We start from the raw sequence: 12510 nt of genomic DNA, 5'->3' as shown, positions 1-12510 counted from the left end.
CCGGTGCGCACGATACGAGTGCGGATCCGATGCATTTTCGGCCTCCTGTGGGGAATCAATCGGTATCCCAGTCTGCCTGGAGCCGCTGCTCACGCCCAGTGAGCTGCTCACCTGGGCGGTATGAGAGATTCATATCTGCTTTATGACCGGAAAACTGTTTCGCGGGCCTGGTGACGGCGCACAATGCGGTGCACGGTGTCGTTCATGTCGGCCCACGACGGCACCCGGCGGACCGCCGCGCCCGGGACGAGGGAACGTACGGCCGCGGCTCCGCAAGACGTGCCGGTCGAGCCCGAAAGCGAGGCACCCGTGGGGGAAATGGATCAACGGGCGAACGTCGCCGCCGAACGCCGGATCCACGCGGCGGAGCGGCACGGCGGCCCGGGACCGGCGCGCTCGCCGCGCATCGGCTTCAAGCGCCACCTGCGGCCGGAGATCTCCGGTGAGGCGGTCTACCTGCTGTCGGCCCGGGGCACCACCGCGCTGTCCGGACGGCCGGCGCAGATCCTGGCCCCGCTGCTGGACGGCAGCCACAGCGTGGACGAGGTGTACCGGGAGGCGTCCTCCGAACTGCCCCCGTGGCAGATCGAGGAGGTGCTGGGGCGCATGGGCGAGGCGGGCCTGATCGGCTACCGCTCGGCCGCCCCCGACGCCGACGCCGGCGCCGAGGCGTACTGGGACCTGGCCGGGCTGGACGGCGACCACATCACCGGCGCGCTGCCTAAGGCCCTGCTGGGCGTGGTGCCCCTCGGCGTGGACCCCGAGCCGGTCATCGCGGCCTGCCGCTCGGCCGGGCTGCGCGCCGCGGTCACCGGCGAGGACGACCGCGACGCCGACCTGACGCTCGTGCTCTGCTGCGACTACCTCGACCCCGCGCTGGAGCAGGTCAACACCGCCATGCTCGCCGACCGCCGGGCGTGGCTGCCCGCCACGACGGGCGGCGCCGACGTCTGGATCGGCCCCTTCTTCCGGCCCGGCGCCGGGCCGTGCTGGTCGTGCCTGGCGGTGCGGCTGCTCGGCCACCACCGCGCCGAGGTCTGCCTGCGCCGCGAGGCCGGCGCCGGCCCGCCGGAGACCTCGCTCCCGCTGACCCGCGCCCTCGGCGCGCTGTCGGTGGCGCTGGAGGCCGCCAAGTGGCTGGCCGGCCACCGGCACGAGGGCCAGGACACGGTGTGGACGCTGGACACCCTCACCCTGGCCAGCCGCCGCCACCCGCTGGACCGGCGCCCGCAGTGCCCCGCGTGCGGCGACCCGGGCCTGGTGGCCCGCAGGGTGGACGCGCCCGTGGTGCCCGCCGCCCGCCCCAAGGCCGCCGCCGGCGGCACCGGGGAACGCGCGCTGACACCCGAGGAGGTGTGGAAGCGCTACGGAAGGCTCGCCGACCCGGTCACCGGCGTCACGGCGGCGATCCGGCGCGACCCGCGCGGCCCGGCGTTCCTCAACGGCTACCTGGCCGGCCCCAACCTGGCGCTCGGCGGCGAGGACCTGTCGCAGGTGCGCGCGGGCCTGCGCACGCAGAGCGGCGGCAAGGGCGTCACCGACCTCGACGCCCGGGTGAGCGCCCTGTGCGAGGCGGTGGAGCGGTACAGCGGGGTGCGCGCGGGCGACGAGCCGGTGGTGCGCGACAGCCTGCGCGCGCTCGGCGCGGACGCCGTCCACCCCGACGCCTGCCAGCTGTTCCACCCGCGCCAGTACCGCGACCGGGCCGCGTGGAACGCGGTCAACACCGCCTTCCAGCACGTGCCCGAGCCGTTCGACCCCGACGCGAGGATCGACTGGACGCCGGTGTGGTCGCTGACCGGGGAACGCCCGCGGCTGCTGCCCACCGACCTGCTGTACTACCGCCGCGCCGGCTCGCCCGGCACCCCCTCGGTGCGCGCCGACTCCAACGGCAACGCCGCCGGGTCCAGCCTGGAGGACGCCATCGTGCAGGGCTTCCTGGAGCTGGCCGAACGGGACGCCGTCGCGCTGTGGTGGTACAACCGCACCCGTCACCCCGCGGCCGACCTGCGGTCGTTCGGCGACCCGTGGATCACCGGGGTGGACGAACGCTACGCCGCGCTCGGCCGGGAGGTCTGGGTGCTGGACATCACCTCCGACCTCGGCGTCCCGGTGATGGCCGCGGTGTCCCGCCGCGCCGGCGGCCCGGCCGAGGACATCATGCTCGGCTTCGGCGCGCACTTCGACCCGCGGATCGCGCTGCGCCGCGCCCTGGCCGAGCTCGGCCAGCTGCTGCCCGTGACGCTCGGCGCCCGCCCGGACGGCACCGGGTACGGCACCACCGACCCCGGCCTGCTGGCGTGGTGGACCCGCGCGACCGTCCGCCGCCACCCGTACCTGCTGCCCGACCCGCAGACCGCGCCGCGCACCGCCGCCGACCTGCCCTTCACGCCGCGCGCCTGCCTGGGCGAGGACATCGCCCACATCACCGGCCTGGCCCGCGACAGGGGCCTGGAGGTGCTGGTGCTCGACCAGACCCGGCCCGACATCGGGATGCCGGTGGTCAAGGTCGTGGTGCCCGGCCTGCGGCACTTCTGGGCCCGCTTCGCCCCCGGACGGCTGTACGACGTCCCGGTGCGCCTCGGCCGCCTGCCCGCGCCGACCGCCTACGAGGACCTCAACCCGATCCCCCTGTTCCTCTGACGCCCCCTCCCTCCTCCCCCGTCCCGACACGAACCAGGAGACCCAGCGTGACCGACACCGAGGACACGTCGCCCGACGGGTTCCCGCTGTGGTCGCTGCGCGAGGACGTGCACGTCGAGAGCGACCCCGCCGCCGGGGTCGTGATCCTGCACAGCCGCTGGGGCGACGAGGTGGTCCGGCGACCCGGGCACGGGGTGGTGGAGGCGCTGCGGCGGATGAGCCTCGGGCCGGTGTCGCTGGAGAACGCCGTCAGCGACACCGCCGAGCGCGCCGCGCTGGACCGGCTGCTGGCCAGGCTGCGGCACCTGGTGATCCGCTCGCTCGGGCTGGACCAGGAACGGCCCCTCATCTCGGTCGTCCCGCTCACCCCGCAGGCGGCGTTCCGGCCGGTGGCCCCCGTGCCGTCCCGGCCGATCCGGCTGTCCAGGTTCGCCGTGCTGCGCGCCGAGGACGGCGCCTACCACCTGGAGTCGCCGCTGTCGCTGCACCGGGTGGTGCTGCACCGGGCCGAGGCGGTCTGGCTGCTCGGCACGCTGAACCGCGCCGTGACCCCCGCCTCCGCGGTCGCCGCGATGCCGTGCCGCGCCGGGCCCGCCCTGTCCGTGCTCGCCTACCTGATGGGCGCCGGCATGGTGGTGCAGGCCCGGCCGGGCGGCCCGACCCGCCCGGTGTTCGACGAGGACGCCGACCCCGCGCTCGCCACCTGGCCCGCGCAGGACCTGATGTTCCACACCCGTTCCACGCTCGGGCGGCACGACCACGACTTCGGCGCCACCTACCCCATGGGCGAGCGGTGGACGGTCGAGCCGGTCACCAAGCCGGCCACGGAGGCGGAGAGCGTGCCGCTGTACCGGCCGCGGTGGGAGCAGGTGATGGCGGCCGACCCGCCGCTGACCGCCGCCGTCGAGGGACGGCGCCCCACCCGCCGGTTCGGCGGCGGGCCGGTGACCGCCGAGGAGATCGGCGAGGTGCTCTACCGGGCGGCCAGGGTGCGCTCCCTGCTCGCCTCGCCCGGCGACCCCGGCGAGGTCACCAGCGACCGCCCCTACCCGAGCTTCGCCGCCGCCTACGAGCTGGAGCTGTACCTCGCGGTCGGCGAGTGCCTGGGCCTGCGGAGCGGCGTCTACCACTACGACCCGCTCGGCCACCGCCTGGACCGCGTGCCGGCCGGGCACGCCGAGGTGCAGGAGCTGCTGGAGCGGGGCCGGATGTCGGCGGACCTGACGACCCCGCCGCCCGTCCTGGTCTTCGTCACCGCGCGGTTCCGCCGGATGACGTGGAAGTACAGCGGGCCGGGCTACGCGCTCATCCTGAAGAACACCGGCGCCCTGCTGCAGACGCTGTACCTGGTGGGCGCGACGCTGGGCCTCGCCACCTGCCCGATGGGGACGGCGGACATCGAGACCACTGCGCGGGTGCTCGGCACCGACTGGCGGACCGAGTCCTGCGTCGGCGGGCTGGCGCTCGGCAGGCGGTCGGGAAGCGCCTCGGGCCCCCCTGGGCGCCGCCGGCGGCCGGTGAACGACCCCGGCTGGCCCGACCTCGCGATGGACGTCCTGCGGCGCCACCACGCCGGCTGAACCCGCCCCGCACCCCCACCGGAGCCCCCTGGTACCCACTGAACCGTTTCAGTAAACAATGGGTTACGGCTGGGAGAAAATATGCTGCCCTGTTATCACGAAACGGTTACGTGAGAAATTCACAATGGCCTGATGAACCAGGGTACTATTCGCGCGGCAGTGCTGCGTCCAGAATTACAGGCACGGGACGATGCGCAGTAAAAAAGGAGTAGCGATGCAGATCACCGTGCACGAGAATCACGGCCGCGCCACGCTTTCCCCCGGTCACACGAGGCACCTCCCCGCCTCCGCCGGTCACCGCCCCACTCCCTCCACACCCGGCGGAACCCCGCTCCCACGGGCCCGGCGGACCACCGACCTCGTCATCGAGCGCCTCGACGGCTCGTCCACCGCGTACGCGGTGCCCACCTTCTGCGGCTGAACCAGCCTGCGCACCGCGCGCGGACACGTCCACCCCTTCTGATCGCACTTCGCGGCACCCCCGCCGCCGCAACCGGCGGCGGGAGCCGCCGCCCCCGCCGCCTCGCCGTCCGGCGCCTCCCGCACGGGTACTCAATCCCGCGCCCCCTCCAATACGCTGGCACGGCACCCCGTCATGGCCCCTATTGAAGGCAGGGGAAATGGGAGCGCTCCCGACTGGGGGAACCCGACCATGAGCGACCGCACCCCGGACGAGCGGCCGCCGTCCTCGCCGACCCGGGACCTCCCCCGGCCGCCGGAGGACGCCCCCGAGGGATGGGCCCCGCGCGTGGCCGTGCCGGTCACCGTGACGATGCTCGCCGGATTCGCGGTCGTGACGGTCATCAACGTCCTGACCGCCGGCCTCGGACAGGCCGCGCTGATCGGCTTCGTGCTCTGCCTGGCGGTGGTGTTCCCGCTGCAGACACTGCACTCCCTCGGCCACCCCCGCCGATGGCCCGCGCGGTACCGGGCGCTCACCCTGTCGGCCCAGGCGCTCGCCACCTACCTTCCGTTCCTCTGGGTGGGACGGTCCTGGGGCGCGATGGCCGGCTTCATGGCCGGATCCCTGCTGCTGGCCGTGCCCGGACGGGTGGGGTGGATCCTCTACACCGTGGCGGCGGCCGGCGTGCTGCCGGCGATGGCGTCGTCGGGACTCACCCCGGTCGTCGTCGCCTACGTGTTCGGCTTCACCCTGCTCACCGGCATCGTGGTGTACGGCATCAGCTCGTTGTCGGCGCTCATCGCGGAGTTGTCGTCGGCGCGGGACAAGCTGGCACGGATGGCGGTGACCCGCGAACGCCTCCGGGTGGCCCGCGACCTGCACGACCTGCTCGGATACAGCCTCTCGGCGATCACCCTCAAAAGCGAGCTCACCCACCGCCTGCTCCCGGGCAACCCGCACCGGGCACAGGAAGAGATCACCGACATCCTCACCGTCGCCCGCCAAGCACTCGCCGACGTCCGCACCGTCGCCAGCGGCTACCGCACCATGTCCCTCACCGGCGAAACCGACTCCGCCGTCTCCGTCCTCACCGCCGCCGACATCGACGTCCACGCCACCATCGACACCCCACCCCTCCCCCCCACCCTCGAAACCATCCTCGCCACCGTCGTCCGCGAAGCCATCACCAACATCCTCCGCCACAGCAAAGCCCAGCGCGCCACCGTCCGCGCCACCCTGCGGGACGGCGTCGTCCACCTCGCCATCGCCAACGACGGCACCGAGGTCGACCCCGGCACCGAGGACGCGGGGGACGCCGGCTCCCGGCCTCTCTCCGCCCAGGCGGCCCCGGCGCCCGCCGTCGCGCACGGCAACGGCCTGAACAACCTCGCCGCCCGCCTGGCCACCGCCGGCGGCCACCTCACCACGCACACCACCCGCGACGGCTGGTTCCACCTCACCGTCACCGCGCCGGCCGGCGACCCGCCGGCCCAGGAGCAGGGCCAGGACCAGGACACGGCGCCCCGGCCGTTCCCGTGGCGGCTCCTGCGGCCGCACCCCGCGGGCGACGCCGAGGACGGCCGGTCCTCACGGTGGACGCTGCGGCTGTCGGTCCCCCTCACCGCGGCGGTCCTGGTGGGCTACTCGTTCATCATGTTCGTCAACGTGGTCGACACCGGCGCCCACCCGCCGGCCCTGGTGGCGTCCACGGCCTGCCTGGTGGCGGGCCTCGCGCTGCAGGTCGCGCACTCCTTCGGCCGCCCGCGCGGCTGGCCCCGCTGGGTGTGCCTGCTCACGCTGTCCGCCCAGGCGGCCGTCAGCTACCTGCCGCTGCTGTGGATCGGCCGGCCGTGGGGGTCGATGGTGGGCTTCCTCGCCGGGTCGGTGCTGCTGGCGGTGCGCGGCGAGCTGCTGCGCTGGGTGCTGTACGCGGTGATCGTGCTCGGCGTGCTGCCGCTGGCGCTGGCGGACGGCGTGTCACCGGCCTACCTGGTCTACCTCCCGGTCTCCGGCCTGCTCACCGGGATCGTGGTGTACGGCATGAGCTCGTTGTCCGCGCTGGTCGCGGAGTTGTCGTCGGCGCGGGACAAGCTGGCACGGATGGCGGTGACCCGCGAACGCCTCCGGGTGGCCCGCGACCTGCACGACCTGCTCGGATACAGCCTCTCGGCCATCACCCTCAAAAGCGAGCTCACCCACCGCCTGCTCCCGGGCAACCCGCACCGGGCACAGGAAGAGATCACCGACATCCTCACCGTCGCCCGCCAAGCACTCGCCGACGTCCGCACCGTCGCCAGCGGCTACCGCACCATGTCCCTCACCGGCGAAACCGACTCCGCCGTCTCCGTCCTCACCGCCGCCGACATCGACGTCCACGCCACCATCGACACCCCACCCCTCCCCCCCACCCTCGAAACCATCCTCGCCACCGTCGTCCGCGAAGCCATCACCAACATCCTCCGCCACAGCAAAGCCCGGCACGCCACCATCCGCGCCACCCTGCGCACCACCAAGCGGCACCCCGCCGTCCACCTGCACATCGCCAACGACGGCCTGTCCACCGCGCACGGCGACCCCCTCGCCACCGGCCGCGAAGCCGTGCCGCCCGCCCCCCACGGCAACGGGCTGAGCAACCTGATCGCCCGCCTGGCCAGCGCCGACGGCCACCTCACCACGCACACCACCCGCGACGGCTGGTTCCACCTCACCGCCACGGCACCGCTGTCCCCGCCCGACCCCTCGCGGCCCCGGGCGTTCACGGCCGAGCCGCCGCTCGACCCGTCGCCGGAACGCTGACGGCCGGCGCCCTTTACAAAGTAGATTCCGTCGTCGGCCCGGCAGGCCGGGCAGCAGGTGCGAGACGGGGAAAAGGGGCGCCACGAGCGCGCCGAGGGTCCCGGGCTCGGAGGGAGGGGGGTGGCCCGCCGAGGTCAACTTAGTCTAGCCTTACCTAAGCTTAGTAAGCCTTACCTAAGTATCGACCGTCCCGAGGAGCGTGCCCGGTGCCCACAGTCCCGTCAGGCGGGGACGTCCTGCGGCGTGCCATCTCCGGGCAGCGGCGGGACGTCGCCGTAGGCTCGCTGCTCGGCGCCGCCCACCAGGCCGGAGAGGCGCTGGTGCCGGTGCTGATCGGCGTCACCATCGACCGGGGCGTGGCCGAGGGGAACCTGGGGGCGCTGCTGACGCTGCTCGCCGTCCTCGCCGTCGTGTACGTCGGGCTGTCGTTCGGATTCCGCTTCGGCGCGCGGGCCGGGGAGCGGGCGGCGGAACGGGCGGGCCACGACCTGCGGGTGCAGCTGGTCGAGCGGGTGCTGCACCCCGGCGGCGGCACCGAGGACGGACGGCTGCCCGGCGCCCTGGCCGCCATCGCCACCGAGGACGCCCGGCGGGTCGGCGCGGTGAACATGGCCGTGCTGTCCGGGCTGTCCGCGCTGGCGGGCCTGCTGGTGGGCGCCGTCGTGCTGCTGCGCATCTCGCTGCCGCTCGGGCTCATGGTGCTGATCGGCACCCCCGTGCTGCTGTGGCTCGGCCACCTGCTGAGCAAGCCGCTGGAGCGCCGCAGCGAGGCCGAGCAGGAGCGGGCCGCGCACGCCTCGGGGGTGGCCGCCGACCTGGTGGCCGGGCTGCGGGTGCTCAAGGGCATCGGCGCCGAGGCCGCGGCGGTCGCCCGCTACCGCAGGACCAGCAGGGACTCGCTGGCCGCCACCGTGCGGGCCGCGCGGGCCGAGGCGCTGAGCAGCGGCACGGTGCTCGCGCTCACCGGGACGTTCATCGCCGTGGTCGCCCTGGTCGGCGGCAGGCTCGCCGCGCAGGGCGACATCAGCCTGGGCCAGCTGGTCTCGGCCGTCGGCCTGGCCATGTTCCTGCTCGGACCGCTCGAAGTGCTCTCGTGGGTCACCACCGAGCTGGCCCAGGGCCGCGCCTCCGCCGCCCGGGTCGCCGGCGTCCTCGCCACCCCGCCCGCCGTCGCCCCCGCCTCCGGGCGGCCGGCGCGGCCGGTGCGCGGCGAGCTCCTGCTGCGCGGCGTCACCCACGGCGGGCTGCGCGATCTGGACCTGCGGGTGGCCCCCGGCGAGTTCCTCGGCGTCGCCGCCACCGACCCCGCCGACGCCACCGCCCTGCTCCAGTGCCTGAGCCGCGAGGCCGACCCCGCCGCGGGCACCGTCGAGCTCGACGGCGTCCCCTTCCCCGGCCTCGCCCCCGCCGCGCTGCGCACCGCCGTCCTGGTGGCCCCGCACGACGCCGACCTCTTCGAGGACACCCTCCTGGCCAACGTCACTCCCCCACCGGAACCCCCGGGCGACGACGGTCCCGCCGCGGACGTGTACGCCGCCATGGCGGCCGCCGGGATGGACGAGGTGGCGCGTACGGCACCGCGAGGGCTCGCGACGCCGGTCAGCGAGGGCGGCCGGTCGCTGTCCGGGGGCCAGCGGCAGCGGGTCGCGCTGGCGCGGGCGCTGGCGGCGGGGCGGCCCGTGCTGGTGGTGCACGACCCGACCACCGCCGTCGACGCGGTCACCGAGGCGCGGATCGCCGCCGGGCTGCGGGAGTTCCGCCGGGGACGCACCACGATCGTGGTCACCACCAGCCCCGCGCTGCTCGCCGCCACCGACCGGGTGGCGCTGCTGGACGGCGGGCGCGTCGCCGGCACCGGCCCGCACGCCGACCTGATCCGGCGCCACCCCGGGTACCGCGCGGCGGTGCTGTCATGACCCTCGACCCCCACACCTCCGGACACGCCATGCCCGAACCGTCACCCGCCGCCCTATCCCCCGGCACGGCCGGCCGGGAGCCCGTGGACGGGCCGGTCCCGCCGGGCGGCGACGCCGCCGGGGACGGGCGGGTGCTGCTGCCGGTCGCGACCGGGCGGCAGACCCTCGCCGCGATGCGGGAAATGGTGCGGCCGTACCGGTGGCGCGCGGTGGCCGGGTTCGGCGTGATGGTGGGCGCGACGGCGGTGGGGCTGCTCACCCAGCCGCTGCTCGGGCACATCGTGGACCTGGTGGCCGGGCGGCGCGGGGCGGACGCGCTCACCGTGCCGGTCGTCCTGCTCGTCCTGGTGGCCCTCGTCCAGGGCGGCGCCACGACGGCCGGGCTGGCCGTGGTCGCCCGGCTCGGGGAGACCGTGCTGGCCCGGCTGCGGGAACGGTTCGTCGAGCGGGCCCTGGACCTGCCGCTGGAGCGGGTGGAGAAGGCCGGGTCGGGCGACCTCACCGCGCGGGTCACCGCCGACGTCACCCGGGTCGCCGAGGCGGTGCGGACCGCGCTGCCCGAGCTGGCGCGCTCGTCGCTGGCCATCGTGCTGACCCTCGGCGCGCTCGCCGTGCTGGACTGGCGGTTCCTGCTCGCCGCCCTCATCGCGGTGCCCGTGCAGGCGCACACGGCGCGGTGGTACGTGCGCAACGCCGTCCCGCTGTACGCGCGGCAGCGGATCGCCGCCGGGGCGCAGCAGCAGCAGCTCCTGGACACCATCGGCGGCGCGCGTACCGTGCGGGCGTTCCGGCTGGAGGCCGGGCACACCGAGCGGGTGACCCGGCGCTCGCTCGCCGCGGTCGACCTCACCATGCGCGGCGTCGGCCTGGTGCTGCGGTTCTACAGCCGCCTGCACATCGCCGAGTACGCCGGGCTGGCCGCGGTGCTGATCACCGGTTTCCTGCTGGTCCGCTCCGGCTCGGCGTCCATCGGCACCGCCACCGCGGCGGCCCTCTACTTCCACAGCCTCTTCGCCCCCGTCAACACCGCCCTGGTCCTGCTGGACGACGCCCAGTCCGCCGGCGCGGGCCTCGCCCGCCTCGTCGGCGTGGCCACCCTCCCCCCGGCCGCCGAGGCGGAACCGCCGTCTCCCGGGCCCGCGGCGAACGGCCACGCGCCGGAGCCGGTGGTCGTGGTGCGCGGCGCCGGGCACGCGTACGAGGAGGGCCGGCCGGTGCTGCACGACGTCGACCTGGTGCTGCGCGCCGGGGAGCGGGTCGCGCTGGTCGGGGCCAGCGGCGCGGGGAAGACGACGCTGGCCAAGCTCATCGCGGGCGTGCACCGGCCGGTGTCCGGCTCGGTGCGAGTGACCGCGCCGGGGCGCGGCGGGCGCCTGGTCGGGCTGGTGACCCAGGAGGTGCACGTCTTCGCCGGGCCGCTCGCCGAGGACCTGCGGCTGGCCAGGACCGGCGCCACCGAGGACGAGCTGCGCGACGCCCTCGCGCGGGTGGACGCGCTGGCCTGGGCCGAGGCGCTGCCGGACGGCCTGGACACCGTCGTCGGCGAGGGCGGCCACCGGCTCACCACCGCGCAGGTGCAGCAGGTGGCGCTGGCCCGCCTGATCCTCGCCGACCCCCCGGTCGCCGTGCTGGACGAGGCGACGGCCGAGGCGGGCAGCAGCGGGGCCCGCGCCCTGGAACGCGCGGCCGAACGCGCCGTCGAGGGCCGCACCGCCCTGGTGGTGGCCCACCGCCTCACCCAGGCCGCCACCGCCGACCGCGTCGTCGTCCTGGACGACGGCCGCGTCGTGGAGACCGGCGACCACGACACCCTCCGCGCCTCCGGCGGCCCCTACGCCGCCCTGTGGTCCGCCTGGTCCGACACCCGCACCCCACCGCCGTCCGGCACCCCCTGACCCCAGTCCCCCGACCGTCGACCCACCCCCGCCCCCCATCCGGCCGCCGAGCGCGGCCGGGCAGCGTGGCCGAGGCCACGACACGTGAGGCCCGCCGAATCCCTTCGCGGGCACCGCGACGTTCCATCCGATCCGATGAAGGACCTGTTGATGTTCCGCAACCGCAGAGGCGCACGGCTCGCCGTGGCCCTCGTCTCCGTTCTGCTGACCGGCACGATCGCCGCCTGTGGCTCCGGCTCGGGCACGCCCGCCCCGAGCGCGTCCGGTGCCGCGCCCGCGTCGTCGAGCGCCGGGGCCTTCCCCGTGACCATCGAGCACAAGTACGGCAGCACCACCGTCGAGGCCGAGCCCCAGCGGATCGTCACCGTCGGGCTCACCGACCAGGACGCGGTGCTGGCCCTCGGCAAGGTCCCGGTGGGCACCACCGAGTGGATCGGCGGCTACCCGGGCGCCGTCGGCCCGTGGGCGTCCGGCAAGCTGGGCGGCGCGGCGCCGCCCACCGTGCTGAAGGACACCGGCACCGGCCCTCAGCCCGAGAAGATCGCCGCGCTGGCGCCCGACCTGATCCTCGCGGTGTACTCGGGCCTCACCAAGGACCAGTACGACACCCTGTCCAAGATCGCCCCGGTGGTGGCGCAGCCCAAGGAGTTCACCGACTGGGGCGTCCCGTGGGAGAAGCAGACCGAGACGATCGGCAAGGTGCTCGGCAAGGAGGCCGAGGCCAAGACGGTCGTCGAGTCGGTTCTGGCCAAGTTCGCCGCCGTCAAGGAGCAGAACCCCGAGTTCGCCGGGGCCACCGGGCTGGTCGCCACGCCGTACGAGGGCATCTTCGTGTACGGCCCGCAGGACAACCGCTCCCGCATCCTCACCTCGATCGGCTTCACCCTGCCCCCGGACCTGCAGAAGGCGGTCGGCGACGAGTTCGGCGCCAACATCAGCAAGGAGCGCACCGACCTGCTGGACGTCGGCGCCCTGGTGTGGATCGTCGCCGACCCGGTGGCCGACGCCGCGAAGCTCCGCCAGGAGAAGCTGTACGGCGACCTGAAGGTGGTCACCGAGGGCCGTGACGTCTACGTCAAGGAGACCGGCGACTACGGCAACGCCCTCTCGTTCGTCTCCCCGCTGAGCCTCCCCTACACCCTCGACCGCCTGGTCCCGCAGCTCGCCGCCGCCGTCGACGGCGACCCGGCCACCGAGATCCCCCAGCCCACCGGCTGACCCCCGGTCCCGCACGAACGGAAGGGCCGGGCCGCGATGACGATCGCGGCCCGGCCCTT

At 75.0% G+C, this 12510-nt stretch carries 7 protein-coding genes; all 7 read left to right on the top strand.

What is annotated here, in order from left to right:
• The first annotated feature begins 318 nt into the window (after positions 1 to 318).
• Positions 319 to 2643 (top strand): TOMM precursor leader peptide-binding protein, encoded by a 2325-nt coding sequence (locus ACFP1K_RS18190; protein WP_380754491.1) that lies wholly within the window; start codon positions 319 to 321, stop codon positions 2641 to 2643.
• 47 nt (positions 2644 to 2690) lie between these two features.
• Positions 2691 to 4223 (top strand): SagB/ThcOx family dehydrogenase, encoded by a 1533-nt coding sequence (locus ACFP1K_RS18185; protein WP_380754488.1) that lies wholly within the window; start codon positions 2691 to 2693, stop codon positions 4221 to 4223.
• 214 nt (positions 4224 to 4437) lie between these two features.
• Entirely contained in the window at positions 4438 to 4644 is a 207-nt protein-coding gene (locus ACFP1K_RS18180) for a hypothetical protein (RefSeq protein WP_380754484.1), read from the top strand.
• A gap of 231 nt (positions 4645 to 4875) precedes the next feature.
• Positions 4876 to 7422 (top strand): sensor histidine kinase, encoded by a 2547-nt coding sequence (locus tag ACFP1K_RS18175; protein ID WP_380754478.1) that lies wholly within the window; start codon positions 4876 to 4878, stop codon positions 7420 to 7422.
• A 206-nt stretch (positions 7423 to 7628) separates the two neighbouring features.
• The gene (locus tag ACFP1K_RS18170; RefSeq protein ID WP_380754473.1) at positions 7629 to 9338 is read left to right on the top strand and encodes an ABC transporter ATP-binding protein; all 1710 of its coding nucleotides are present in this window, start codon (positions 7629 to 7631) and stop codon (positions 9336 to 9338) included.
• A 173-nt stretch (positions 9339 to 9511) separates the two neighbouring features.
• Complete coding sequence (locus tag ACFP1K_RS18165; protein WP_380754565.1) at positions 9512 to 11233, top strand: ABC transporter ATP-binding protein; 1722 nt, start codon at positions 9512 to 9514, stop codon at positions 11231 to 11233.
• A 135-nt stretch (positions 11234 to 11368) separates the two neighbouring features.
• The gene (locus tag ACFP1K_RS18160) at positions 11369 to 12451 is read left to right on the top strand and encodes an iron-siderophore ABC transporter substrate-binding protein (protein WP_380754470.1); all 1083 of its coding nucleotides are present in this window, start codon (positions 11369 to 11371) and stop codon (positions 12449 to 12451) included.
• Positions 12452 to 12510: the final 59 nt, after the last annotated feature.

It is taken from the genome of Sphaerisporangium aureirubrum, assembly GCF_042658925.1.
GTDB classification, from domain to species: Bacteria; Actinomycetota; Actinomycetes; order Streptosporangiales; family Streptosporangiaceae; genus Sphaerisporangium; species Sphaerisporangium aureirubrum.
Note: the sequence above shows the minus strand (reverse complement) of the source record. Positions and strands in the feature narration are given on the sequence as shown.